Genomic DNA, 26,205 nt, shown 5'->3' on the forward strand with positions numbered 1-26,205 from the left:
CGTCTTTAGACTCTCGCCGCGAACATGCCCAACCGGCCAGTGGCGAGCCCGGGGAAGACGGTCGTGGACGAGAGCTTGGCGCGCTGCTCTAGGGCTTCGGCCAAGATGGTGCGGTAATCGGTGGTCCCTGGCAGGTCTCCCTCAAGGAGGGTTTCTGAGGCCAAGCCGGGCCAGCGTCCGTAAACCTTCCCGCCGCGCACGCCGCCGCCCATGACCAGCGAGACGTTCCCGTGACCGTGGTCCAAGCCACCGGAGGCATTCTCTGCGACACGGCGACCGAACTCGCTGAGGGTCACCAGCGTGACGTCTGACATTTTCGGTCCGAGGTCTCGGTTGAAGGCAGCTAATGCCTGACCAAGTTCGGTGAGTTGGCGGAACATCCAGCCCGCGTCGCTGGCGCCGAGCCCAGAATGCATGTCCCAGTTGCCCACGTCCACTGTGGCTGCTCGCAAGCCGATGCCTGCTTTGATCAGGCGCGCGAGGTCCCTAAGGGCGTCGCCAACGGCCCCTTTGGGGTAAGCCGCCCCATTCGCAGGCATGTATCCGGCGGCCCTGATGGGTGACATTGTCGAAAGCGCACCCAGCGTTGCCTTCGCGGGCTCCGCCAGCGCTGCAGGGGCGCCAATGTACAACGCGTCGAGTGCGGTAGCCCAGCGGGCGAACTCTTCCGGGGTACTGGTCGCGCTCAAGCTGAAACTGTCTACGGTGTTTATGGCGACCTCTGTGTTCGGCCCGATCATTGACGGTGGCGTTGTGGTCGAACCAACTGAAGCGGATGCGAATGTCGCGGCAGTTCCGCTGAGTCCGATCATTCGGTCGAGCCACCCAGTGCGCAAAGTCGAACCGGGCGCGGCGTTCTCCATGGTTGTCATGGCCTGGAAGTGCGATCGGGTCCGGACGGGCTGCCCCACTGCGTGTACAGCTGCGAGACCCCCGGCGTCCCAGATCGGCTTGAGCGGGGAGAGAGCCGGGTGCAGCCCGAACATCGTGTCGAGCTTGATCGCGCGCGAGGCGGGGACCGCGATGGAGGGCCGGGCGGCGAAGTATGCAGGGTCGCCGACGGGGACGACCGCGGAAAGCCCGTCAAAACCACCCCGAAGGCTCAACACGACGATCGTATCGCCGGTATAAGACGTGCCAGCAAAGGCGAGTTGGGTCGCGGCCTCGCTCGGTCCGGCGGCACCAACCACGGCTTCGAGAGCGCCGAGTGCCCCAACGCCGGCGAGAAGGGTGCGACGGGTCACATGGGACGTCGCCGCCTGTCCTTGGGTGCACGCGCACTCGTCCGGGGGCGGCTCGGGCGCCAGTCTGGCGGGTGTGAAGGCAGTGGTCATGATGGTCCTCAGCGAGTCGAGAAATTCGGGGAGTCGAGGAGCAGCGCGACAATCAGCGGGAGTCGAGCCGTGACGGCTGCTGCCCCTGCCTTGAGCGCGTCGCCCTCCGCGTGATCCGCAAAGCGACAAACCGCATCGCGCTGCGTGGGGGTCAGAGAAATAAGCACCTTAGCGGCGAGCGCATCAGCGAGTGCCCCATACGTGGGAGGTAAGGGTGAGGGCACGAATGTTGCGAGGTCGGGCCGTTTCATTGCCTGAAGGGTCCAGTTCCCGGCAAGGTTCAAGTGGAAATTCCAGCGGTTAAGCGTACTAGACGCACCATTCCACGCTGCAGCGTTGTCGGGATATCCATTTGGAGCAGGCCAGCCCATAGGAGCCTGGCCGAAACTCCCGAGCTGCCAGACGAGCTTGCGCAGCTCGCTGGTTGACCCACTGGCGGGAACCGGTTCTGGGGTCAACCCGAAAATGCGGCAGGATGCGAGGGCATCTTCATAGGGCGTCCGAACCTTCTGGCCGACCGATGCGGCAAACTCTTGGGAAAGAAAGAGCACGCGAAGGACTGGCGCGATGGCGCTGCCATTTGTGATGTACGCCTGAGCAAGCTTAGCCACCAAAGTTGCAGGTGGTGTATCGGACACGAAGCGGACAGCCAACTTTGTTGCGATGCGGTTCGCAGTGGCCGGATGCAAGGCAAGATAGTTAAGGTACGAGCTAGCAACTACCTCACCGGCTTCAGCAGAGGTATTGGAATGGCTCCATCCCATAACTTTCACAGGGCCGACAAACCGGCGTTGAGGCTTGTAGGAGTAGAGGCCCGACTCATAATCAACGCTGAGTCCAGTCAGTGCAAGGGCTGACATCTTCACATCGGCTTCTGTGTAGTTGCCGATCCCCACCGTATGTAGCTCGAGCAGTTCGCGGCCATAGTTCTCGTTAGGAGCTTTTTTCGCACTATCCGCATTGTCCAACACGTTGAGCAGCGCTGGGTGCCTTGCCGCCGCGTAGAGCATCTCCGAGTATTTGCCGAGCGCATGTTTGCGGATTACATCTCGCTGGAAGAGGTGCGCACTGTCATAGACATCGTTGCTGGGGACGGGAACCACCAGATGGTTCGTCCAAAAATCGACGACAGTCTCGAGAAGTTGGCGGCGCGAGAATAGCGCCCGAGCCACATGAGCCTCTAAGAGATCTGACATAACAAGTCCTCGATCGGCCACAGAGAGGCGCTCGCGGACCTCCCAGGTCTTCCAGCTCAGGCGAGGCCAGCGCGTGACCATCGCATCCATAGCGGCGTCCGGGACGGTGGACGGCGAGAGCTGGGCATCGAGCCACGCGGTCGTTCCCGTGGTCCGAACTTCAGCAACGAGCGCAGGCGTGGGGCCGAAGGTGGCACGCCGCAGCAGGTGAAGTACCGGATCGGTCACTGTCGTTGCCGCGGCCAGGGTCGAGCTCGCAGCGGTGGGGGCAGCACTGGCGGCCCCGGTCCCGGCCACCGCCTGCGACACCGCAAGAGCGGTGCCTCCAGCGAGGCCTGAGAGCACGCGGCGCCGGCCAGGCGAAGCAGCAGGGTGAGTGGTCATGACGAAAACGGTACGTATCAGATCGGTCGATGACTGTGTTTTCGGACATTTCAGTCACCATAGGCAGATTCTGAAGTCGAAGGCTGCATTTATCAACCTTGAAGGTAAGATCTTCATATGTTCGAAGTGAAGCCTGTCGCTACCTCGGTTGCGCTCATCGGGGACATCGTCGACTCACGAAGGCACCGTGACCGGCAGGGACTGCACGACGCCGTGGAGGCGGCGCTTGCGCGGGCCAACGCCGACGTGCCCGTCGACGACCCTGCCGTCATCACGCTAGGCGACGAGTTCCAGGGGGTCTACCCCACTCTCGGGGACGCGCTGCGGGCGAGCTTCCTCATCCGTGCCGAGCTGCACGGCACCGCTGATGTGCGCTTCGGCGTCGGGCGTGGCGCCGTCTCGACGCTCGACCCGGTGCGCGGCATCCACGACGGGCCGGCCTACTGGGCCGCGCGCGATGCCATCCTGCTGGCCGAGGAGAAGGCTGGCCGCGCGCAGACGCGCACGTCGCGGACGGCATACCTGGCGCCTGACGAACCGCCGGCTCAGGTCGCGGCCGTGCAGGCTGCCCTGGATTGTCTGGACTTCATGGTTGGCTCGCTCTCGACCCCCTCTCGCCAGATCCTCGGAGGACTCATGCACGGCCGGGCCCAGCACGACCTCGCCGCCGCCGTCGGCATCAGCCCCTCGGCCGTGTCGCAGCGGGTGCGCCGCGACGGCATCGGGGTCGCGCTCGAGGCGATGACGACGCTCGGCGGTCTGCCGTGACCTGGCTGTCGATCGCGCTGATCGGCATCGGGGTCGGCGACGTGATCCGGTCGACGTCGTGGCGACCCGGGCGTGTCGTCGCGCACGTGGTCGCGCCGGTTGTGATCGTGGCCATCGGCCTGCTCGCCGGCATGCGCACGTGGGCTGACTGGGTCGCGCTGGTGCTCGCGGCGGCGGCCGGCGCCGGCTGGGCGGAGCTGTCCCGGCACACCCAGATGACCGGCCGGCGGGCCCTCGCCGGTCTCGCCACCTTCGCCGGCATCGTCGTCGGCCTGCTCGCCTTCTCCGGCGCCGTGAGCGCTGCCGGTGGGCCGCTCGCGACCTGGCTGCACTGGGCCGACCTGCCCGGTCATGGCCGCCTGGCACCCGGTCGCGTCCTGCTGCTCGTGGGGCTCGCGATCTTCAACGTCGCCACTGCCAACACCATCGTGCGGCTCGTGCTGCTCGCCATCGGGGCACTGCGCCCCTCCGACGTCACCAACGCCAACGCTGCCGCCGCGGCGGCCGCCTCGCAGGCCGGCAACCCCGCTCCCCCGACCACCGGTCAGCCCGCCGACCGACTCAAGGGCGGGCGGCTGCTCGGCCCGATGGAGCGCTTCGTCATCCTCGGGCTCGGCCTCGCGGGCGAGTTCGGCGCCGCCGGTCTCGTCATCGCCGCCAAGGGGCTGCTCCGCTTCCCCGAGATCCAGGCCGCCGCCCGCAGCTCGTCCGGCAACCCGGCCGACCCCGGCGGCGCCTCCTACCCGGGCGGCCCGGCCGGCATCGACGACGTCACCGAGTACTTCCTCGTCGGCAGCTTCGTCAGCTGGCTCATCGCCCTCGGCTCACTCGCCCTCACGGCCTGACCCGCAGGGATCGTCCGTCGTCGCTCGTGTGCGACGTCGATCACCTGACGGGTTCATGACCGGTACGTGACGGGCCTCTGACGTCCCGGCACCGGCCGCCCGCTCAACGACGCGCACCTTTGCTGGGAATTTGCTGTTCCGCCGATGTACGGCGCATGTGCTGGCTACCTTCAAAGCAGTACCACTGTCACGCCTGGGGGGATTCCAGTGACCATGTCGCTGCGCGCGCTGCCGTCTGACCGCTCACCGGTCCGGCACCGCATTCTTGTTCTGCTTGCCGTCGTCGCACTGCTCGTCGGGCAGGGACTGACCGGCTCGGCCTCGGCCTTGGCGGCCGGCACCGCGACCGCCGCCGGCACCATCCAGCCGACCGCGACCACCGGGCCTGCGACCGCCTCGGGCCAGGTCACCGCGGCCGACGGCAGCGGCCCCGTGACGGGCGTCGTCGTCAAGGCGATCCCGCACGGCTCCGCCGACTTCACGCCGGTCACGACCGCGACCACCGGCTCCACCGGCTCGTGGACGATGAGCGACCTGCCCCCCGGCAGCTACGACCTCCAGTTCGACGCGTCCGACACGGCATACCTCTCGCAGTGGTGGTCAGCGGCAGCGACCCGCGAAGGCGCCGGCATCGTCAGCGCGAGCGCTGGCGGCACGCTCCCCGGCCTCAACGCCTCGCTAACCCGCGGCGCCACGGTCTCCGGTCGGGTCACCGACGGGGCCGGCTCGGCACTGTCCGGCGTGCTCGTCACCCCGCGCGAGAAGGCAACCGGCGCCGTCACGAGCAGCGCGGTGGCGACCGCCGCCGACGGCAGCTTCACCGTGCGCGGCCTCACCGCCGGCAGCTACACCCTCGACTTCAGCGCCGCCGGCCGCGTCTCGTGGTCGTACGGCATGAAGACCGTGACCGACTCCCCGACGTTCTTCGCCGTGGCCGAGGGCACCGTCCTGACCGGCCGCACGATGGTGCTCCCGGCCGGCAGCGCCCCGAGCAGCCGCAGCCTCCAGGCCGCGGCGGTCGCAACGCCCGTCACGATGAGCGGCCACGTCTATGCCGGCTCGACGTCGAGCCCGCTCCCGGGCGCGCTCGTCGTGGCCGTCGCCGCCGACTCCGACATCTTCTCGAGCGGCGTCCTCAACACGACCACCGACGCCGCCGGCGCCTGGGCCCTCGCCGGTCTGCCCGCCGACGTCTACACCGTGCATGTCCTGCCGCCGAGCGGGAGCACCTACACCGAGCAGTGGTGGAACGGCGCCCAGACACGGTCCCGCGCCGCCTACGCGGTGCTGGCCGCCGGCGGCTCGCGCACCGCGATGGACGCCACCCTCGTGCTCGCCGGCACCATCACCGGGCGCGCCACCACCTCCGACGGCTCGACCGGCGTCGAGGGCGTCGTCGTGCAGGCCGCGCCGGTCGGCAGCGACACCTGGTCGTCGGTGACGACCGACGTGGACGGCAACTACTCGCTCAGCGGCCTCGCCCCCGCGGCATACGTGCTGCAGTTCGACGGCCAGTTCCTCGGCTTCCAGACCCCGTGGTGGTCGAGCACCTCAGCCTCCGGCGTCGCCACCCGCGACGCGGCTACGCCGATCACCGTCGGCGCCGGCGCCACGATCAGCGGCCGCGACATCAGGATGGCGCAGGCGGGTTCGATCGTCGGCACCGTGCTCGACCAGAGCAGCGTCCCCGTGCCCGACGCACAGGTCGACATCTGGTCCGCCGACCCCGGCGTCACCGACACCGCCCTCGCCATGACCGACATCGGCGGCAACTTCGACTCCATGGGCCTGCCCGCCGGCCACTACATCGTGCGCGTGACGCCGCCCGCCGCCTCCGGTCTCGCCGTCCAGTACTTCGACAGCACGTCCTCGCCGGCGACCGCCACCCCGGTCGACGTCGTCGACGGTGTCGCCGGACGCGCCGACTTCACGCTCGTGCCCGGCGGCACGCTCTCGGGCCGTGTGCTGCGGCCCGACGGCACCCCGGTGCCCGGGACCGGCAACCTCATGGTGGCGCCGGCCTCGGCCCGCAGCGTGCGGGACTTCTACCCCATCGCCGCCGACGGCACGTTCAGCGTCAGCGGCCTCGGGCCCGGCAGCTATGTCGTGTCTGCCGTCGACGACGGCACCGTCGTCACCTACTACGGCACCGCCGGCTCGACGACCGACGTCTCCTCGGCCACAGCCGTGTCGCTGGCCGCCGGCGGCACCGTCTCCGGCGTCAACATCCGGCTCGCAGCCGGGGCCAGCGTCTCGGGCCGCGTCACCGAGGGAAGCGCCGCCGCCTCCTCGGGCCAGGTCTCCGTCATCGACGTCAGCAGCGGCGCCCAGCTCGGCAGCGCCGTCCTCGGCGGGGGGGCCAGCTACACCGTGACCGGCCTGCCGAGCGGCACGTATGCCGTGCTGGCCACCGGCTCCACCGGAGCGACCCGCTGGTTCGGCAACACCACGACGTGGGCCGACTCGACCTTCGTGGTGCTCTCGGCCGGAGCGGTGCGCACCGGCGTCGACGTCGCACTCCCCGCGGCCGGGCCCGGGGCCGTGCCGACGAGCACCGTGTCGGGACACATCACCCTTCCGACCGGCGCGGCGACGACCGACTACAGCAACCTCAGCGTGAGCCTCCAGGACACCGGGGGGCAGTCCTACTCGACGTTCAGCATCAACCCCGACGGCACCTTCGACATCTTCGACGTGCCGAACGGGACGCTGAACGTGCAGCTGATCGACCTCGCCGGCGAGCTCGTCCTCGCGCCGCAGACCGTCACGGCGCCCACCACCACCCTCGAGGTGGCGCCGGCCGTCGGTGCCTCCGTCGTCGGCTCGCTCGTCAACGAGGCGGGCAAGCCGCTCGCCAACGTCGACGTCACCGCGATGTACTCCCCCACCGACATCGTCTCCACCCTGTCCGGCACCGACGGCACCTTCCGCCTCGGCGGGCTCGCCGCCGGGCAGGTGCGCCTGCGCCTCGGCCCCGCCAGCCCGTATGCCGGCACGTGGGTCGGCGGCACCCAGGCCCCGGGCACGGGCACCGTCTACGACCTGACGCTCGGCTCGGCCACGGACGCGGGCTCGGTCACCGTGCCGCTCGGCGGCACCATCGCCGGCAGCGTCACGGCGCCCGCGAACGCCCAGGGCACCGAGATCGTCGTCCAGGCGCTCGACGCGAGCAACAACATCGTGGGCGCCACCAGCGTCATCGGCACCCACGCGTACGAGCTCGGCGGCGTGCTGCCCGGCAGCGTCAAGGTGCGCTTCTCCGGCCACGGGCTCGCCACGCAGGACTGGTCGGCCACCGCCGGCGGCTCGCCCTCGAACGTCACGGTCACCGCCGGGCAGACGAGGACCGGCATCGACGCCACCCTCGCTGCCCCGCCCAGCGGGACTGCGTCCATCGCGGGGACCGTTACGGCGCAAGGGAACTCGGTCGCTCAGGCGACCGTGACCGTCGTCCGCACCAGCGACGGCCAGCCGGCCGGGTCGGCCACGACCGACGCCTCCGGCGGCTACACCGTCTCCGGCCTGCCGGCCGGCGCCTACCGCATCGAGGTGGACGCCTGCCTCACCAACGGTGGCGGCGGCGCCCCCACCGCGAGCCCGCTCTGCGTGGCATCGACGCCGCTGCCGGTCACGCTCGCCGACGGCCAGGCGCTCACCGCACAGGACGTGGAGCTCTCGAGCTTCAAGCTCTTCACCGCCACGCCGCAGCCCACCATCACTGGCACCGCCCGCGTCGGTGAGGCTCTGACCGTCACCGACGGCACGTGGACCCCCACCCCGACCACGCTGTCGCACCGCTGGCTCGTCGGCGGGGTCGCGGTCTCGACCGGGGCGTCGTACACGCCGGGTGTGGCCGACCAGGGCAAGACCGTGACGGTGGAGACGACCGCCACCCTCACCGGCTACGCTCCGCGCACGACGTCGCGCACGACCGCACCCGTCGGTCCCGGTGTGCTCACCCCGGCGACGCCGACGGTCAGCGGCACGGCCAAAGTCGGCATGACGCTCACGGCCAATCCCGGCGCCTGGGCACCGACGCCGATCTCGTTCAAGTACCAGTGGCTGCGCAACGGCACCGCCGTCACCGGTGCCACCGCGTCGACCTACGTGGTCACCCCGAGCGACCGCACGGGCACGATGACCGTGACCGTCACCGGCGCCAAGACCGGCTACACCGCGGTCGCCCGCACCTCGGCGCCGACGGCGGCCGTCGCGACCGGAACCCTCACTGCCACGCCGGTTCCCAAGATCACGGGCACCGTCAAGGTCGGCTACCGCCTCACCGCGACGGCCGGCACGTGGGGTCCGCTGCCGGTGACACTGAAGTACCAGTGGCTCCGCAACGGAGTAGCGATCAGCGGGGCCACGGCGTCCACCTACCTGCTCGGCGCCGCCGACCGAACCGCGAAGATGTCCGTCACCGTGACCGGCGCCAAGACCGGCTACACCACGGTCGCCAAGACCTCCGCCGTGACGCTCGCCGTCGCGACCGGAACCCTCACGGCGACACCGGTGCCCAGGATCACCGGCACCACCCGGGTCGGCTCACGCCTCACCGCCACGGCCGGCACCTGGTCGCCCGCGCCGGTCACCCTCAAGTACCAGTGGCGCCGCAACGGTGTCGCCATCACCGGAGCCACCGGCTCGACCTACGTGCTGCCGAGCTCCGTCAGGGGCGCCCGGATCACGGTGACGGTGACCGGCGCCAAGACCGGCTACACGAGCGTGGCCCGCACCTCGACGGCGACCGCCGCCATCAGCTGAGGCGCAGGACTCGCGAAGGACTCGCAAGAACTAACAAGGACTACGGAGCGGCGGTGCTGGGGGCGGCACCGTCGCTCCGTGCCGTGCCGTGCCGTGCCGTGCCGTGCCGTGCCGTCCCGTGCCGTGCGGAAGTGGGCACTCGACCGGCCTTCCGTCGAGCGTCGGAGCGTCCAGCGCCACACCGATGTGAAGGGTCCATCCCGTGAGCACTACCCCCGTCAAGGTCGCCGTCACCGGCGCAGCCGGCCAGATCGGCTACAGCCTCCTGTTCCGCATCGCGAGCGGTGCCCTGCTCGGGCCCGACACCCCCGTTGAGCTGCGCCTCCTCGAGATCACCCCGGCGCTCAAGGCGCTCGAGGGCGTCGTCATGGAGCTCGACGACTGCGCGTTCCCGACCCTCGCCGGCGTCCAGATCGGCGACGACGCCAACAAGGTCTTCGACGGCGTCAACCACGCCCTGCTCGTCGGCGCCCGCCCCCGCGGCCCCGGCATGGAGCGCGGCGACCTGCTCGAGGCCAACGGCGGCATCTTCGCCCCGCAGGGCAAGGCCCTCAACTCGGTCGCGGCCGACGACATCCGCATCACCGTCACCGGCAACCCGGCCAACACCAACGCCCTCATCGCGATGAGCAACGCCCCCGACATCCCGACCGAGCGCTTCTCGGCCCTCACGCGCCTCGACCACAACCGCGCGATCAGCCAGCTCGCCGCCAAGCTCGGCGTGCCGGTCACCGAGATCAAGAAGATGACGATCTGGGGCAACCACTCCGCGACGCAGTACCCCGACCTCTTCCACGCCGAGGTGGGCGGCAAGAACGCCGCCGAGGCCGTGGGCGACCAGGACTGGCTCGCCGGCACCTTCATCCCGACCGTCGCCAAGCGTGGCGCGGCGATCATCGAGGCCCGTGGCGCTTCGTCGGCCGCGTCTGCTGCGTCGGCCACCATCGACCACGCCCGCACCTGGGTCGAGGGCACCGCCGACGGCGACTGGGTCTCGATGGCCGTGCGCTCCGACGGCTCCTACGGCGTCGAGGAGGGTCTCATCTCCTCGTTCCCGGTCACGATCAAGGACGGCGCCTGGAGCATCGTCCAGGGCCTCGACATCGACGAGTTCTCCCGCGGCAAGATCGACGCCTCGGTCGCCGAGCTCGCCGAGGAGCGCGACGCCGTCAAGGGTCTGGGACTCATCTGAGGCTCATCTGAGCCCACCCCGCACACGCCGAAGGGCGCCGGTCACCACGAGGTGACCGGCGCCCTTCGCGCGACCGGGGCGACCCGGCATACGCAATCGAGAGGTGAACGACCTTGGGGCGTATGCCGCCGCGTCAGTTGGCGGTGCGGGTGACGGCCGTGCGCGCGGGGACGTCGGCGTCGAGCTTGACGGTCGCGGAGGCGATGAGCACCCCGAGGCCCAGCGCGAGCAGGATCGCGATGTCGAGGCTGCGCGAGCGCACGTTGAGGCCGCCGGCCTTGCGTGACGGCCGTGCGATGAGGCGGATCACCGCCCCGATGAAGAACGCCGCCGCGACGATGCGCCCGCCCCACCGCACGTCGAGGAACGAGATGACGAGCACCCCCACCGCGGCGAGCCCCGCGACGAGGTACCACCAGCTGAGGACGACGAACCCGCTCCCTCGCCACTGCACAGGCGGTCAGGCCCTCAGACGCCGGCGGCGACCGAGGCTTCGGCGGCCTCGACGATGTTGGTGAGCAGCAGCGCGCGCGTCATCGGGCCGACGCCGCCCGGGTTGGGGCTGACCCAGCCGGCGACCTCGGCGACGTCGAGCGCGACGTCGCCGGCGATCTTGCCGTCGACCCGGCTGACGCCGACGTCGAGCACGGCGGCGCCGGGCTTGACCATCTCCTTGGTGACGATGCTCGGCACGCCGGCCGCGGCGATGACGATGTCGGCCTGGCGCACCTCGGCGGCGAGGTCCTTGGTGCCGGTGTGGCAGAGCGTCACTGTGGCGTTCTCGCTCTTGCGGGTGAGGATGAGGCCGAGCGGGCGGCCCACGGTGAGGCCGCGGCCGATGACGACGACCTTGGCGCCTGCGATCGGCACGTCGTGGCGACGGAGCAGCTCGATGCAGCCCATCGGGGTGCACGGCAGCGGGGCCGGCTTGCCGAGCGCGAGCCAGCCGAGGTTCATCGGGTGCAGTCCGTCGACGTCCTTGGTCGGGTCGACGCGGGAGAGCAGCGCCATCTCGTCGAGGCCGGTCGGCTGCTGCACGAGGAAGCCGGTGCACTCGGGGTCGGCGTTGAGCTCGTCGATGACGGCCTCGACCTCGGCCTGGGTGGCGGTGGCGGGCAGGTCGCGGCGGAGGCTCGTGATACCGATCTCGGCGCAGTCCTTGTGCTTGGCGTTGACGTACCAGTGGCTGCCGGGGTCATCGCCCACCAGCACGGTGCCGAGCCCCGGGACGATGCCCTGCTCGCGCAGCCGAGCGACCCGCTGGGTCAGCTCGACCTTGATCGCCTTGAGGGTGGCCTTGCCGTCGAGGATCTGTGCCGTCACGGTGCACATCCTGCCACCCCGGCACATGACGGGTCCCGGGCCGGTCCCGGGGTGGTCGCGCCCCGGGGGGCTGCCGTGCTCAGTCCGCGATGAGCCGCATCAGCTCGTGGACGTTGCGCTCCCACGTCATCGACTCAGCGCGCTGCCGCAGGGCCTGGCCCCGCCTCGCCCGCTCACGCGGGTCGGTGACGAGGTCGTGCAGCGCCTCGGCGAGCCGGTCGGGGTTGCGCGTGTCGACGTAGACCCCGTCGGGGCCGAGGTACTCCGGTATGCCGCCACTGCGCGCCGACACGACCGGCAGTCCCGCCGCCATGGCCTCCGTGACGACCTGCCCGGCCGGCTCCTGCCAGTCGACGGGCATCACGAACACGTCGGCGTCGGCGACGACGGCCGGCAGCGCGTGCCGGTCGACGAACGGCGTGAACTCCACGAGCTCGCCGAGCGGCGCGGCCGCACGGCGCAGCTCGCGCTCGTAATCGGACAGCCCCGCTGCCGGGCGCAGGCCCGACGACCCGACGATGCGCACCCGGAAGTCCCGCGTCGTCCGCGCCATCACGTGGGCGGCAGCGATGAGGTTGTGAGCGCCCTTGTGCGGCAGGACGTTTCCCACGAAAAGGATGGTGGGCGGCATACCTCCTCGGGCTTCGCGCTGGGGCCCGGGACGGAAGGTGGCGGTGTCGACGCCGTTGCGGAGGACGTGGAGGTTGTCGGGGCGGAACCCGATCCGGTCGACGACCGTGCCCGCCAGGTAGTCGCTCACCGCCACCGTGACGTGGGTGCGGGCGATGACGCGGCGGACTTCGGCGGGCCGCCACGAGCGGAAGACGTCGTTGCCGAGGTGCAGCACGATCTTGCCGTCGAAGCTGCGGGCCAGCCGGTCGGTGACCGCGCCGGCGTAGTTGTAGATCACGAGCGCCTTCGCATCGGCGGGCACGGCGTCGAGGGCGTCGCGGTGGAAGCGGGCGACGAAGGGCCGGTGGCCGAGGGCGAGGCCGCAGGCCGCGTCGACACGACGCTCGAGGTCGGTGAACCACTCGCGCGTGGCGGCGCGACTGGACGCGTAGCGCACGAGCGTGCCCGCGGGGTAGTCGTGCTCGCGGCGGTCGCTGACGACGACGTAGGTGCGCCCGCCCATCGCCTCGTGCGCCCGGGCCTGTGCGTGGATCTTCGTCGACATGGCGTTGCCCGTGGCGGCGGAGTACTCGGAGAAGACGTAGGCGAGCTGCGCGATGGGGGTGACGACGGGAACCGTCATGCGTGCGGCGGGCTTCCCCTGCCTGGCGTACTCCATCGCACTCCGTCCTGCGCCTCGCCGACCCCCGGGAAACGGTGGCGCATCGGCCACGCTCCGAGGGTAGGAGACGACAGGGGCCGGCGGGTGCAGAACGGACAAGCCGGCCACGCCCGCGGAGGGCGGGCGTGGCCGGCTGGCGTCAGGTCACGTCAGGTCACGTCAGGTCACTCAGGTCACTTCAGGTCGCTGAGCGGCACCTCGGGGTCGGTCAGGCGGGCGCGGTCGACGACCGTCTTGTCGCGGACCAGGCGCTGGACGTCGTCGATGGTGTCCCAGACGTTGACGTGCATGCCCGCGAGCACCCGCACGCCGTCGCCGTTGCCGTCGCCCTCGGGCAGCACCCAGAACGCCATGAACTCGTTGCTCTTCGGGTCGCCGCGCAGCACCACCTCCGCGTTGCTGCCGCGCGGGACGTAGCCGGCGTACTCGAGGCCGATGTCGTACTGGTCGGAGTAGAAGAACGGGATGGGGTCGTAGGTGACGTCCTGGCCGGCCATCGACCGGCCGGCGGCGAGACCGCCGTCGTGGGCGTTGGCCCAGTGCTCGACGCGCACGTTGGTGTCGAGCGTGGTGCTGCGCCAGTTCGCGACGTCACCGGCCGCCCAGACACCGTCGGCCGAGGTGCGCAGCCCCGGGTCGGTGACGATGCCGTTGTCGGTGGTGATGCCGGCGTCGTCGGCGAGCCCGGTGTTCGGCGTGATGCCGACCCCGACGACGACCACGTCGGCCGGCACGGTGTCGCCCTTCTTCGTGACGACGCCGGTCGCAGCGGTCTCGCCCTCGATGCGCTCCACGCCTTCGCCAAAGCGGAACTCGACGCCGTGCCCGCGGTGCAGGTCGGCGAACCAGCCGCCGATCTGCTCGCCCATGACGCCGAGCAGCGGCGCCGCCTGCGGCTCGATGACCGTGACGCTCGCCCCTGCCTCGGCCGCCGCGGCGGCGACCTCGAGGCCGATCCAGCCGGCGCCGACGATGACGACCTTGGCGTCCTTGGTCAGGTGCTTCTTCAGCTCCTGCGACTCCTGCAGCTCGCGCAGGTAGAGCACGCCGTCGAGGTCGGCACCGGGCACGTCGAGCGCGCGGGCCGACGAGCCGGTGGCGAGCAGCAGCTTGTCGTAGGACAGGGTGCCGCCGCCGCCGAGGGTGAGCGTGTGGTTCTCGGTGTCGAGCGAGGTCGCGGCGCTGCCAAGCCGCAGCTCGACGCCGTTCTGGTCGTACCAGTCCCGGTCGTGGGTGAAGGCGCTGTCGGGCTCGTCGTCGCCCTTGAGCACCCCCTTCGACAGTGGTGGCCGCTCGTAGGGCAGCTGGTCCTCCTCGGCGACGAGGGCGATGCTGCCCTTCGGGTCGCTCTCGCGGATTCCCTCGATCGCCTTCGCCGCGGCCAGCCCGCCGCCGACGAGGACGTATGCCGTGCGCTCCTGCTCTCCGGACGTGTCAGTCGTCATGTCCACACCTTCACATGCCTTCCGCCCTTCGTGACGGAAACACACCCACCAACCTTCCCTCCCCATCGAGTGCCCACTTCCCGACGCCGTAGGCCCCGTCGACAACTGAGCACTCGACCTCCCTCCCCCTTAGTCGAGTGCCCACTTCCCGACGCTCAACCGTGTCGGGAACTGGGCACTCGACTAGACCAAGGCCGTCGGGAAATGGGCACTCGACTTCGTCAGGGCCGTCGGGAAGTGAGCACTCGACTGGAAGGTCAGGAGGTCCAGGCGCGCCAGAGGGCGGCGTACTCGCCGTCGCGAGCGACGAGCTCGTCGTGGCTGCCGAGCTCCGCGACCCGGCCGTCGATGACGACGGCGATGCGGTCGGCGTCGTGGGCGGTGTGCAGCCGGTGCGCGATCGCGACGACGGTGCGCCCGGTGAGCAGCGCGTTCATCGACCCCTCGAGATGGCGGGCCGTGCGCGGGTCGATGAGCGAGGTCGCCTCGTCGAGCACGATCGTGTGCGGGTCGGCCAGGATCAGGCGCGCCAGCGCGATCTGCTGGGCCCGGCCCGGCGTCAGTGCGTGGTGACCCGAGCCGAGCTTGGTGTCGAGTCCCTCGGGCAGGCGCTCGACCCAGCCGAGGGCGTCGACGGCTCGCAGCGCCTCACGCGCCTGGTCGTCGGTGGAGCCCTCGCGGGCCAGGACGACGTTGTCGCGGACCGACCCGATGAAGACGTGGTGCTCCTGGGTGACGAGGGCGACCTCGGTGCGCAGCTGGTCGAGCGGCAGCGATGTCAGCTCGACGCCGCCCACCCTGACAGAACCCGTGCGCGGGCCGTGGATGCCGGAGAGCAGACGCCCGAGCGTCGACTTGCCCGAGCCGCTCGGCCCGACGATCGCGAGTCGCTCGCCCGTCGAGAGCGACAGGTCGATGCCGTGCAGCACGTCGTGGTCTGCGCGGTAGGCGTAGCGCAGGTCGGAGCCGACGAGCTCTGCGCCCGAAGGCTGCCCGTCACCGGCCTCGCGGTCGGGCGGCACCGTGGCGATGCCGAGCAGGCGGGTCGTCGACGCGATGCCGACCTGCACGCGGTCGACCGTGTGGACCAGCATGTCGAACGGGCCCCAGAGCGCCTCGGTGTAGAGGATCGCCGTCGTGATCTGCCCGAGCGTGGCCCAGCCCTGCGCGTAGCCGACAGCGCCGAAGAGCAGCACGAGCACGCGCGGCAGGCTGAACGCGACGTCCATGACGGCGAAGAGCAGGTTGCGCAGCGTCATCGTGTAGCGCTCGGCCTGGCCCGACACCTCGATGTCGTCGTCGCCGCGGCGCAGCCGATGGCCGGCCAGACCGAGGGCCTCGACGGTGCGGGCGCCCTCGACCGTCTCGGTGAGCGTCGTGTTGATGCGGGAGTAGGTGCCGCTCTCGGTGAGGTAGCCCTTCGGAGCGCGCCTCAGGTAGCGGCGCACCTGGATCAGCGCCAGCGACATGAGGATGATCGACGGCAGCGACAGCATCACCGAGTTGCTCATCATCGCGACCAGCGTCAGCACGACGGTGATGGTGGCGACGATCGACTCGGGCAGCGCCCAGCGCACGCTCTCGCTCATCGTGCCGACGTCGCGGGTCACGCGCGTCACGAGGTCGCCCGAGCTCGCGCTCTCGACCCGCGAGAGCGGCAGGCGCAGGATCGCGCGGACGACGTACTCGCGGGCGGCGGCGAGCACGCTCTGACCGAGCACGGCCGACGACGTCTTGGCCGCGAGCGTGAACAGTCCCTGCACCAGGACCAGACCGGCGACGATGAGTGCGGCCGTGTTCGCGCCAGCAAGTGCCGCGTCGACGCGTCCGGCGCGCACGTCGTTGACCGTGGAGTCGACGAGCTCGCCGAGCAGGCGCGGCACGAGCAGCCCGGCCGTGGCCGCCAGCGCGTTGGCGACGACGACGGCGATGACGAGCACGCGCTCCTGCCCGAGCAGCTGGCCGATGAAGCGCACGACGCTGCGGTTGTCGGCGATGGGCAGGCCCTTGCGGGCGTTCATGGTGTCGGCGACGAACTCCTGGGCGCGCCGCTCACGCAGCAGGTGCCGGCGGCGGAGCGCGGCGAGCCGCTCGCTGACGCCGACCGACTCGACGGACGACGGGGCCGACTCAGCGGTCTCGGCCTGCGCGCGAGACCCGGGCAGACGCAGTTCGTCGGGCACCGCCGGCACGTGCGCGCCACCCTCCCAGGTGCGCGCCGACTCGGCGGCGAGCTCGGGCGGCAGGAGCGAGACGTGCGTGGGCGACGGGCCGGTCGACACGGCATACGTGCTCGTGGCCGTGCCGTCGGGGCGGCTCATCGGGACTCCTCGGAGTGGTGGGCGAGCACCGACACGTCGCCCTCGCCGCGCACGACCACCGAGCGGTATGCCGGTGAGTCGGCGAGCAGGTCGGCGTGCCGTCCGCGCGCGGTGGCCACGCCCTGCTCGAGCAGGACGATCTCGTCGGCGTGGTGGAGCAGCAGCGGCGAGGCGGTCATGACGACGGTGGTGCGGCCCTCGCGGTGGGCGCCGAGCCGCTCGGCGATGCGCGCCTCGGTGTGGGCGTCGACGGCCGACGTGGGCTCGACGAGCACGAGCACGTCGGGGTCGGCGGCGAGGGCGCGCATGAGGACGAGCCTCTGGCGCTGCCCGCCGGACAGTCCGCGCCCGCGCTCCTCGAGCTCGCCCTGCCAGCCACCCGGCAGCGCGTCGAAGACGTCGTCGGCGGCGGCCGTGAACAGGGCGCGCTCGGCCTGCTCGAGGGTGAGCCGGTCGAGCGGGTCGACCGCGGAACGCAGCGTGCCGGCGAAGACCTGGGGTGAGGTGTCGCTCACGAGGATGTGGCGGCGTACGTCGTCGAGCGCGACCTGCGACAGGTCGACCCCGCCGACGGTGACGCCCCACGGCTGTCGTGCGCGCTCCTCGTCGCGGCGCGCCTGCTCCTCGCGGGCCACGGCGCGGGCCGAGCGCTCGCGTCGGGCCGCGCGACCCTTGAGCTCCTCGGGGATCTCGTCGCTGACGAGGGCCCCCTCGTCGCTGGGCAGGTAGCGGCCGAGCCGGTCGGCGAGCGCCGCGGAGTCGTCGGGCACGGCCGAGACGACCATCGTGAGGATGCCGGGGCGGATCGTCAGCCCGGAGGCCTCGTCGACGATGTCGCCGTCGGTGCGCAGCGGGGCCGGGTCGTCGGGGTGCACCCACGGGGGCCGCTGCCCGAGCACGGCGACCGCCTTGCGCGCCGACACCACCGAGCGGGTCCACTTCTGGGCGAACTCGACGAAGGTGCGCATCGGCTGGATGAGGAACAGGCCGTAGCCGAGGAAGCTGACGAGCTGGCCGACCGTGAGGCGTCCCTGGGCGACCTCGCGGGTGCCGAGCCACATCAGGGCGACGACGAAGCCACCCGAGAGCAGCACGCCGACGGACTCGACGGCGGCCAGCCAACGACCGGCCGAGACACCCGACTGGCGGACGCGCTGGGACTGGCCGGCGTAGTTGCCGCCGAAGGTGTCCTCGCCGCCGATGCCGCGCAGGATGCGCAGGCCGCCGACGATGTCGGTCGACATCGAGGTGAGCTCGGAGTTGCGCGAGCGCTCGACGCCCTGCCAGCGCTGCATGGGACGCAGCAGCGGCATACCGAGCACGACGAGCAGCGGCGCGGACACGAGCACGAGGACGCCCATGCGCACGGACGTGGTGAGCACGATGCCGGCCACGACGAGGTAGGCGACGAGCTGCGAGATGGCGCGGGTCGTGATCTCCATGAGCGCGCCGAACTGGTCGCCGTCGCTGCCGCTCACCGAGAGCACCTCGCCGGTGGGCGTGCGGCGCGTGAGCACGTGGCCGAGCTGGAGCGCCTTGCGGGTGACGAGCTTCGTCGTGCCGTAGAGGGCGATGAGCCACTCGCGCACGATCACGGTGTGGAACGCGATGCCGCTGCACGCGCCGAAGAGGGTCACGGCGGCGAGGGCGAGCACCCAGCGCGTCGTCACCGCGGAGTCGCCCGCGACGATGCCGGTGTCGATGGCGCGACCCACCATCCACGGCCCGACCGTCTGCGGCACCATCCAGATGAGGGCGACGGCGAGGCCGGCGACGAAGAGGCCGCCGTTCTGCCGCACCATCCACCAGAGGAAGGCCCGCGGCGTGCGGGTGTCAGGCGTCTCGGCGCCTCGGTCGGTGTAGGCCCGGGTCTGGGGCGGGAAGTCTCGCATGGCCTGTCCACCCTAGGTCGCAGCACCGACACCGACCCACCGGTTTTTGCGCGGTGGGTCGGTGTCGGTCGGTGCGGGCCGGTGTTGCTCGGCGTTACGGAGTCGGGTCGGGCACCGCGGCCGAGCGGATGTCGCTGTTGCCGAACGTGACAGACGGTCCGGTGCACTGTGCCGGAACGTTGGGCGCCGCTGCGGCCGGGTTCGTGTAGAGCGCGGCACGGTACGCGTCGACCGCCGGGCAGTCTGCGGCGTCACGGGTGTCGTTCCACACGGCCACGACCCCGGTGCGCGACGCCGCGGCATACACGTAGTCACCGAGGAACTCGTCGGTCAGGGAGTTGGCTGACGATCCGCGTGGATCGCCCACGACCCCGCGCGTCAGCTCGGTGAACCCGGTCAGCACGCCGCCGACCACGTCGCTGTGCAGCACCGTGCCGACGAGGCCACGGGGCGACGTCGTGTCGTTGCGGTAGGGCGTCGTGAAGGCGTTGACGACGATGTACGCGTCGGTGCCGTTCGGGGAGATCGCCGGCGCCGTGTAGACGGGCCGGTCGCCTGGCCGCAGCGGAACGGCCGTCGGACCGGTCCACGTCGAGCCGCCGTTGCCCGACGTCGCGAGCATCAGCTGCTCGTTGTTGAGACCGTTCCTTCCGTCGGCCCACGTCATGACGATCTGGTTCGTCGCGCCGGCTCCGGTCGGGGCCCCGTTCGCGATGTCGACGCTCGGCGCCGCCGCGAGGTCGACGCGGGCGCCGCCGAGTCCGTCCATGACGGGACGGCCCTGGACGGGGTCGAAGACGCCGGGGCGGACGACGGACGTGATGAGCGTCGGGCCGGCGAAGTGCACACCGGCGTCGGTCGAGCGGTACATCGTCTCGAAGCTGGTGCCGTTCCTCGTCGCGATGCCGAAGACGTAGACGTTGCCCGCACTGTCGGTGCGGACCGTGCAGCCGTCCGGCTGGGAGTTGATGCCGTTGTTCGTGGCCGGCCCAACCTGACGCGTCGTCCACGTGAGGCCGCCGTCACGCGACGCCGACACGATGAGCGGCGTCGGGAGGGCGTTGCCCTTCTCCTGGCCGCGGAACGAGGACCAGCACACGTAGGTCGTGCCGAAGAACGGGCTGCTCGACGCGTTGTCCGACCAGACCTGCTCCTTGTCGGAGAAGGTGGTCGACGACTGCTTGGAGATGATCACGGGGGCCGACCAGGCGTTGTTGGTCCCGGCCGTCGCGGCCGCGAGGTCGTCGGCGTGGGACACCGCGATGGCCTCGAAGCCCTTGAAGGTGGCGGTCTGCTTGGGCCCTGGGAGGTTCGAGGTGAGGTTCGCGTAGTAGAGGCGCGACCCGTTGGTCCAGGAGAAGTGGCCTGAGGCGTCGGGACGCGGGCCGAAGGCAACCGCCGGGTCGCCGTCCGACTGGAGACCGGCCTCGAAGTAGCGCGGCAGCGTGCCGATGTTGCCGACCACTGGCTGGCAGGCGGCGGGGCCGAGGCAGCCGCGGGCGGTCAAGCCCTGGTAGGTGGGCTGCGTCCACGACTGGCCGCCCGTGGACGAGAGGTAGATGCCGGAGACGCCGATGCCCGCGGTGAACGGGCACGTGGTCGGGTCGCCAGCAGCGCAACCCTCCTCGTCGATCTCGTCGTTCGAGCCTGCGGCCACGACAGAGGTCTGGTGGGCATCGATCGCCACCGTGGGTTCGTTCTGCTTGTTCTGCGAGAAGGGTGTCACCGGGCTGGCGTTCGTCACGAGGACGTCCGACGGCGCAGCGACCGCCACGGCAGCACCCGCGAGGGCGGTGGCCAGGGATGCCAAGGCGGCGGTGATGATTCGAGGTCGACGCATGGTGTTGTCCGATCATCGATGGATGGTTGATGTCGGTCGTCTGCGTCGGCGCCCGCGGCGGCCACCTACCAGAGTGCTCCCGCCCGGACGCCGACGACAAGACGTCCCGCCGGGAAGGTAGGCAGACGCGCGCACCCCATCGAGTGCCCACTTCCCCACGCCCTCCCTCCCATCGAGTGCCCACTTCCCACCACGCGTACGCCCATCGAGTGCCCACTTCCCGACGCCACCCCTTGGGTCGAGTGCCCACTTCCCGACGCGCGTATGCCGGCCGACTCCGCGAGTTGCCCACACCCACCCGCGCGGAATCGTCGCTGTCCACAGCACGACGTGCGACCGTCGCGTGAATCCGCCTTGCGGTCCAGCGTCGACCCATGAACCTGTTCCTCCCAACCGTCCCCTTCACCGTCGCGCAGGGGCGAGAACTCGGCTTCACGGAACGCCAGCTCGCGTCGGCGCAGCTGGACCGCCCGTTCCGGGGTGTCCGGACGATCACCCCGCCTGCGGGCCTCATCGAGAGGGGGCGGGCGCTGCTCTGCGTGCTGCCCGAGGGAGCCGCGTTCTCTCACACCACATCCGCGCTGCTTCAAGGCCTCCCGCTCTCGTATGCGCTGGAGGTCGATGAGCGCCTTCACGTGATCAGACGGATCGATGAGCCGCACATCCGCCGTGATGACGTCGTGGGGCACCGCGCCGTCCACGCCCGTCGGAGCACCAAGGTCCATGGGTTGCCGGTCGTCGGGCTGGCCGACACGTGGGTCGACCTCGGCGAGCTGGTGGGTAGAGGCAAGCCGATGGGTCTCGACGATGCCATCGTCATCGGCGATGCCTGCGCGACCGCTCTGAAGAGTGTGGCTCCGCTCCGGGCGGCGTTGGCGCGACGCGTTCGACCCCGCGGCAAGGCGCTGCTGACCGAGGCCCTCGACCTGATTCGCGTGGATTCGTGGTCTCCGCGGGAAACACAGGCGCGAATCATGTTCGCGCGGGCCGGGCTTCCCGAGCCAACGCCCAACCAGCCGATCTACGCCTCATGGAACCCCAAGGTGCTCCTCGGTTACGGCGACCTGGTGTGGGAGCTGGATCTGCCCGACGGCCGCAAGGTGCGCGTGATCGGCGAGTACCAAGGAGAGCAGTTCCATTCCGGTCGCGAGCAAAGGGCGCACGACAAGACGCGAGCCCTGCGCTTCACTCGCGACGGATGGACGGTCATCGAGATCTGGGCCGCCAACATGGCCGGGTCCGAGGCGCGGTGGGCCATCATCCGCGAGTTCGCTGAGGAGCTGGGCGTCCCGGAGTCAGGCCTCTCACTTGAGGACACCGATCCACAGTTCTTCTCCCGCCATGCGATCGACGCGGCCATCGCACGCGAGGACCGTTGGCGTGCGCGCATGGCCTGAGCCGTGGACCGCCCCCTCCACCAGTCATGGGCGTCGGAAAGTGGGCACTCGACCAGACTGGGCCGTAGGAAAGTGAGCACTCGACGGCATACGCGCGTTGGAAAGTGGGCACTCGACCGGACTGGCCCGTAGGGAAGTGAGCACTCGATGAGGAGGGCCCGTAGGGAAGTGAAGACTCGACCAGGGGGGGTGGGGGCGTCGGGGAGTGGGCACTCGACCTGGAGGGTGCGCGTGCGTCGGGAAGTGGGCACTCGACTTTGGGGTCAGGCCTCCGTGCTGTCCGCTGCGTTGGCGAGGGCGGTGAGGGCCTGGGTGAAGCACTGCTCGGGCGGCGTGACCAGTCCGGCGCCGACCTGGCCGACGCCAGCGACGCGACCCGCCATGCCCGTGTTGATCTGCGGCAGGATGCCGGTGCGCGCCACGGACGTCACGTCGATGCCGGTCGGAGTCCCCCGGAACTCGAGGATCGGCACCTGGTAGGCCGTGTGCTCCCCCGTCGTGATCTCGTACATCGTCTGCGTGGCCCGCAGCGCGAACGGCACGTCGCCGCCGACGAACTTCACGATCGCCGGGGCCGCGGCCATGGCGAAGCCGCCGATGCCAGCCGTCTCGGTGATCGCCGAGTCGCCGATGTCGGGGTTGGCGTCCTCGGGGCCGTAGGACCCGAGGAACAGACCCTCCGGCGTGTTGGCTGGCCCGGTGAACCACGCGTCGCCGGTGCCCGAGACACGGATGCCGAAGTCGGTGCCGTTGCGGGCCATCGTCGTCACCACGGAGGAGCCCGGGATGCCATGAGCTGCAAGGGTGCTCAGCTTGCACGCCGGCATGCCGAGGTTGAGGAAGAAGTGCTCGTTTGCGCCCGAGAACCGCACGGCCTCGGCGATGTCGCTCGACGGCGCATCGGCGGTGATCATCGTCGGCAGCAGCTCACGCAAGAGCATCAGCGAGCCGGCGCGGTTGCGGTTGTGGCCCTCGTCGCCCATCTGGAGCATCTGGGCGATGATCGCCTTGATGTCGATGCTGCCCTCACGCTCGACGCGGGTGCGCACGGCCTGCTGCAGGATCGGGCCGAGCACGGTGTTCATCCACCGAAGCCGGCCGATGACCTCGGGCCCGTACGCGCCGTAGCGCAGCACCTTGCCGAGGCCCTCGTTGAGCGAGCACCACGACGTGTTGTCGTGCACCTCGTCGCGCAGCTCGTAGACCCACATCGAGGGGCTGATCACGCCCGCCATGGGGCCGACCGCGTCACGGTGGTGGCACGGCTCGAGAGTGATGCCGTCGCCCTTCTCGAGCTTTGACTCGGCCTCCTCGGCCGTGTCGGCGAGACCCTCGAAGAGCATCGCGCCGATGAGCGCACCCTTGAGCGGGCCTGAGGCGCGGGCGAACTCGATCGGCGGACCGGCGTGCAGGAAGGTGCCGCGCTCGAGCCCCAGCGCGTCCTTCGCCGGCCGCACGTCGACGAGGTCGGCGCCGGCTGCGAGCATGCGGCTCAGCGCCTCGGCGTTCGCCGCGTCACGCCGCGGGTCGGCGAGCACGCGCGCGAGGGCACCCGAGGTGCCTGCGAGCGGCGGCTGCCAGGCCGCCTCACTGACCCGAACGGCCTGTGCGCGAAGGGCATCCGCGAACAGCGACACACCCACGGCCGCCACGGAGACCTCCTGCGTGAGCAGGCCGCCGAGCGGTTCGCCGCCACCCTCGGCGCCGGCGACCCCAACGCTTGCGTATGCCGTGTCGCCCGTTGCGCCGGCAGGCGTGGTCACGTCGTGGCCGAGGAGGCGGAGCGCCTCCCGTGTCGCTTCGGCGTTCGAGAGCCGGACGACTGCCCCGGCCTCGACAAGCTGGGCGGCGCTGGCCTGGAGCCCCTGCGGGTCGCCCTCGGCACCGGTCAGCGAGACGACGACGTCGAGGTGCCTGCCATCGGCGGAGGCCGTGGCACGCGCTGCGCTGATTGCCTCGGCCAGCTCGGGCGCCGGGTCCGGGTGCGCGCCGTGGCCGAGCACGAGGTCGAGCAGCAGCACGCCGCAGGTCGGGTCGGCGGCCTCGACGGCGATGCGCTCGAGCCGCAGCGAGGGGTCGATCATCGGGTGCGCCCGGCCCTGGGTCATGGAGTCGTCGCCGAAGTCGATGACGACGTGACCGGCGTCGCGCAGGTCGTGACCGAGCGCGAGCTCCGGCCGCAGCGGGATGTTCGACCGGACGTCGCCGACGACCTCGCCCGCGACAAGCATGGCCTCGTCGGCGAGGGTGCCGCCGCAGAAGAGCCCGCGCAGCGAGTCGCCTTGCGACGCCGTCCCGCTGGCACCCGCGGCCCCGGCAGCCCCTGCGGCCCCGGCCTCAGCGCCGGCCGCCCAGGAGGGCCACTCCCCCGGCACCTGGTGGCCGGTGGCGCGCAGCGCGGACTCGACCGCGGCGGTGAGGTCGGGACGGCCCGCGCCGAGCGTGGCCCAGTGGACCGGCTTGCCCAGCCCGGCGGCAAACGCCTCCAGGTCGGCGAGCACCTCGGGAGCGGGCGGTTTGGACACGACGACGATCGAGTCGGTGGCGGGGTCGACCGCCAGCGCGGCGAGCGCCTGCTTCGTCGAGCGCGCCGCGACGGCGGAGGAGAGGTCACGGCCGCCGACGCCGAGGCAGTGGCTGATGCCGACGCCGGCCGCATCGAGCAGGCACATGACCTGCTGGGCACCCGTGCCCGACGCCGCGACGAGGCCGACGGACCCCTGACGCACGACGTTGGCGAAGCCGAGGGCGACTCCGCCGACCACGGCGGTGCCGCAGTCGGGACCCATGACGAGCACGCCCGCGCGGGCCGCGGCGTCCTTGAGGAGCACCTCGCCCTCGACCGGCACGTTGTCGGAGAAGACAAGCACGGAGACCCCGGCGCGCACGGCGTCGAGGGCCTCCGCGACCGCGTGCTCCCCCGGCACCGAGACGAGGGCGAGGTCGGCGCCCGAGAGCCGGATCGCACCGCCCAGCGTTCGCGGCTGGGGCGCGTCACCGAAGCCCGAACCGCCTGCGGCAGAGCGCTTCTGGCTGAGCGCGCCCTCGAGAACCGACAGTCCCGCGGCCACGCCGTCGTCGTCGCCGCGAATCGCCACGACGAGGTCGTTCGGTGCCGAGTCGGGCACGTCGAAGCCCATGCCGCGGATGACCTCGAGGTTGAGCTCGGTCGCCATCGCGACCTGGGCCGCCTCGACGCCGGACGCAGAAGCGACGGTCCGGGAGACCTGCATCAGGGTCACCGAGTCGAAGTAGGCACCGGTTCTCAGCTCGACGTGGTCAGCCACGGCAGGCTCCTTCCTGGGGGGTGTTTTCGAGGGAGGCGTCGAGGGCACGCAGGGTGCCGGTGACGCCCGAAAGCAGGTCGCGGCCGGACGAGTGCCCGATGGCGAGCACGCGGTCGACGAGCTCGGGCGAGGCCTCGCCCGAGACGAGCCCGGTCACGAGGCGCACGACGTCGGGGACGGCATACCCGGCGCCCGCTGCGAGGAGGAGCGCCGCCGATAGGCTCGTCGTGCGGGCCAGACCCGCGCGAACCTCGGCGAGGACGCTGGCGTGTGCCCGCCGGGCACGGGCAGCGTCGACGGCCCCGAGAGCCAGGAGCAGGCCGCACACGGCGTCGTCGCCGCTCGGCGTCAGGCCGCGGCCGGCCCCGAGCAGCCCGCGCACGCCGGCGTCGACCGAGCGACCGGCGAGGGCCGCTGTGGCCAGCTCGAGAGCCAGGTCGCCGAGGACGCCTGGCTCACGCAGGCCCGTCGGCGCGCCCGGCCGACGCTGCGCCGGGCGCACCCTCGACGGGTGCTGCAGGCGCGCCGCGACGACGTCGGCCCGTGGAAGGCGGACGCGGCCCTGCCCCACGACGACGTGGGCGCCCGCCTCGAGTCCCCAGTCCACCTGCGTGGACGGCAGCGCGAGACGCACGCCGATCGGCAGCGCCAGCGCGTCGGACGCGAGCACCGCGAGGACTCGCTCGTGCGCGCCCAGGTCGACGTAGAGACAGGTCGGGAAGACAGCCACCACGCGGCGGCGACGAGGTGCGCCGGCCACGTCGGCGGCCACCAGGGGCGACACCGAGGCGGGCAGCAGGGTCACGTCGAGGCCGTCGTCCATGGGTGCGTGCACCTCCCGCCATCCCCGCGCGTATGCCCGCACGTATGCCGCCGGCCGCCGGGCGCGGTCCGCTGACGTGACGCTATCCACGCGGCGTAGG

The 26,205-nt window shown here is 71.2% G+C and carries 16 protein-coding genes; 5 read left to right on the forward strand and 11 right to left on the reverse strand.

The features are described 5' to 3' along the window. Positions 1–5: 5 nt before the first annotated feature. Positions 6–1,334, reverse strand: coding sequence for a DUF1501 domain-containing protein (locus AC1DE0_RS11020; protein WP_478100317.1), 1,329 nt, complete (start codon positions 1,332–1,334; stop codon positions 6–8). A gap of 8 nt (positions 1,335–1,342) precedes the next feature. Further along, positions 1,343–2,914: a DUF1800 domain-containing protein gene (locus AC1DE0_RS11025; protein WP_478100319.1), complete on the reverse strand. Its 1,572-nt coding sequence runs from the start codon at positions 2,912–2,914 to the stop codon at positions 1,343–1,345. 117 nt (positions 2,915–3,031) lie between these two features. Here AC1DE0_RS11025 and AC1DE0_RS11030 point away from each other — a divergent pair, with 117 nt between their 5' ends. The 4 genes from AC1DE0_RS11030 to AC1DE0_RS11045 all read left to right on the forward strand — a co-directional run bounded on the left by AC1DE0_RS11030 (position 3,032) and on the right by AC1DE0_RS11045 (position 10,483). Further along, positions 3,032–3,682 carry a SatD family protein gene (locus AC1DE0_RS11030; protein ID WP_478100321.1) on the forward strand — a complete coding sequence of 217 codons (651 nt, stop codon included), beginning with the start codon at positions 3,032–3,034 and terminating at the stop codon, positions 3,680–3,682. Next, positions 3,679–4,527 (forward strand): hypothetical protein, encoded by an 849-nt coding sequence (locus AC1DE0_RS11035; RefSeq protein WP_478100323.1) that lies wholly within the window; start codon positions 3,679–3,681, stop codon positions 4,525–4,527. Before AC1DE0_RS11030 ends, AC1DE0_RS11035 begins: the two co-directional genes overlap by 4 nt. Before the next feature lie 213 nt (positions 4,528–4,740). Continuing rightward, positions 4,741–9,291, forward strand: coding sequence for a beta strand repeat-containing protein (locus AC1DE0_RS11040; protein WP_478100325.1), 4,551 nt, complete (start codon positions 4,741–4,743; stop codon positions 9,289–9,291). Between the two features lie 202 nt (positions 9,292–9,493). Beyond that, complete coding sequence (locus tag AC1DE0_RS11045; protein WP_478100327.1) at positions 9,494–10,483, forward strand: malate dehydrogenase; 990 nt, start codon at positions 9,494–9,496, stop codon at positions 10,481–10,483. 133 nt (positions 10,484–10,616) lie between these two features. Here the strand turns inward: AC1DE0_RS11045 and AC1DE0_RS11050 are convergent, their stop codons facing one another. The 7 genes from AC1DE0_RS11050 to AC1DE0_RS11080 all read right to left on the reverse strand — a co-directional run bounded on the left by AC1DE0_RS11050 (position 10,617) and on the right by AC1DE0_RS11080 (position 20,598). Continuing rightward, on the reverse strand, positions 10,617–10,937 hold the full coding sequence (locus AC1DE0_RS11050; RefSeq protein WP_478100329.1) for a DUF3017 domain-containing protein: 321 nt from the start codon (positions 10,935–10,937) through the stop codon (positions 10,617–10,619). Positions 10,938–10,951: 14 nt separating this feature from the next. Then, entirely contained in the window at positions 10,952–11,806 is an 855-nt protein-coding gene (locus AC1DE0_RS11055; protein WP_478100331.1) for a bifunctional methylenetetrahydrofolate dehydrogenase/methenyltetrahydrofolate cyclohydrolase, read from the reverse strand. Positions 11,807–11,885: 79 nt separating this feature from the next. Then, positions 11,886–13,097, reverse strand: coding sequence for a glycosyltransferase family 4 protein (locus tag AC1DE0_RS11060; RefSeq protein WP_478100333.1), 1,212 nt, complete (start codon positions 13,095–13,097; stop codon positions 11,886–11,888). 176 nt (positions 13,098–13,273) lie between these two features. Then, complete coding sequence (locus AC1DE0_RS11065; protein WP_478100335.1) at positions 13,274–14,545, reverse strand: NAD(P)/FAD-dependent oxidoreductase; 1,272 nt, start codon at positions 14,543–14,545, stop codon at positions 13,274–13,276. A gap of 257 nt (positions 14,546–14,802) precedes the next feature. Further along, positions 14,803–16,866 (reverse strand): ABC transporter ATP-binding protein, encoded by a 2,064-nt coding sequence (locus tag AC1DE0_RS11070; RefSeq protein ID WP_478100337.1) that lies wholly within the window; start codon positions 16,864–16,866, stop codon positions 14,803–14,805. Then, positions 16,863–18,758, reverse strand: a complete 1,896-nt coding sequence (locus tag AC1DE0_RS11075; RefSeq protein ID WP_478100340.1) for an ABC transporter ATP-binding protein — start codon at positions 18,756–18,758, stop codon at positions 16,863–16,865. The genes AC1DE0_RS11070 and AC1DE0_RS11075 overlap by 4 nt, the downstream gene beginning before the upstream one ends. A 94-nt stretch (positions 18,759–18,852) precedes the next feature. Further along, positions 18,853–20,598, reverse strand: a complete 1,746-nt coding sequence (locus AC1DE0_RS11080) for a sialidase family protein (protein WP_478100342.1) — start codon at positions 20,596–20,598, stop codon at positions 18,853–18,855. A 374-nt stretch (positions 20,599–20,972) separates the two neighbouring features. Here AC1DE0_RS11080 and AC1DE0_RS11085 point away from each other — a divergent pair, with 374 nt between their 5' ends. Further along, on the forward strand, positions 20,973–21,995 hold the full coding sequence (locus AC1DE0_RS11085; protein ID WP_478100344.1) for a hypothetical protein: 1,023 nt from the start codon (positions 20,973–20,975) through the stop codon (positions 21,993–21,995). Between the two features lie 263 nt (positions 21,996–22,258). Here the strand turns inward: AC1DE0_RS11085 and AC1DE0_RS11090 are convergent, their stop codons facing one another. Then, positions 22,259–25,282: a bifunctional FdrA/YlbE family protein gene (locus AC1DE0_RS11090; protein ID WP_478100346.1), complete on the reverse strand. Its 3,024-nt coding sequence runs from the start codon at positions 25,280–25,282 to the stop codon at positions 22,259–22,261. Next, the gene (locus tag AC1DE0_RS11095) at positions 25,275–26,195 is read right to left on the reverse strand and encodes an oxamate carbamoyltransferase subunit AllH family protein (protein ID WP_478100348.1); all 921 of its coding nucleotides are present in this window, start codon (positions 26,193–26,195) and stop codon (positions 25,275–25,277) included. The genes AC1DE0_RS11090 and AC1DE0_RS11095 overlap by 8 nt, the downstream gene beginning before the upstream one ends. Between the last annotated feature and the right edge of the window lie 10 nt (positions 26,196–26,205).

Source organism: Terrabacter sp. 05T424 (assembly GCF_056396225.1).

Bases quoted from the DNA above. Each gene is read 5' to 3' on its own strand.
- AC1DE0_RS11020 (WP_478100317.1), bottom strand. From the start codon at position 1,334: ATGACCACTGCCTTCACACCCGCCAGACTGGCGCCCGAGCCGCCCCCG.
- AC1DE0_RS11070 (WP_478100337.1), bottom strand. From the start codon at position 16,866: ATGAGCCGCCCCGACGGCACGGCCACGAGCACGTATGCCGTGTCGACC.
- AC1DE0_RS11065 (WP_478100335.1), bottom strand. From the start codon at position 14,545: ATGACGACTGACACGTCCGGAGAGCAGGAGCGCACGGCATACGTCCTC.
- AC1DE0_RS11040 (WP_478100325.1), top strand. From the start codon at position 4,741: ATGTCGCTGCGCGCGCTGCCGTCTGACCGCTCACCGGTCCGGCACCGC.
- AC1DE0_RS11075 (WP_478100340.1), bottom strand. From the start codon at position 18,758: ATGCGAGACTTCCCGCCCCAGACCCGGGCCTACACCGACCGAGGCGCC.
- AC1DE0_RS11030 (WP_478100321.1), top strand. From the start codon at position 3,032: ATGTTCGAAGTGAAGCCTGTCGCTACCTCGGTTGCGCTCATCGGGGAC.
- AC1DE0_RS11080 (WP_478100342.1), bottom strand. From the start codon at position 20,598: ATGCGTCGACCTCGAATCATCACCGCCGCCTTGGCATCCCTGGCCACC.
- AC1DE0_RS11025 (WP_478100319.1), bottom strand. From the start codon at position 2,914: ATGACCACTCACCCTGCTGCTTCGCCTGGCCGGCGCCGCGTGCTCTCA.
- AC1DE0_RS11060 (WP_478100333.1), bottom strand. From the start codon at position 13,097: ATGGAGTACGCCAGGCAGGGGAAGCCCGCCGCACGCATGACGGTTCCC.
- AC1DE0_RS11085 (WP_478100344.1), top strand. From the start codon at position 20,973: ATGAACCTGTTCCTCCCAACCGTCCCCTTCACCGTCGCGCAGGGGCGA.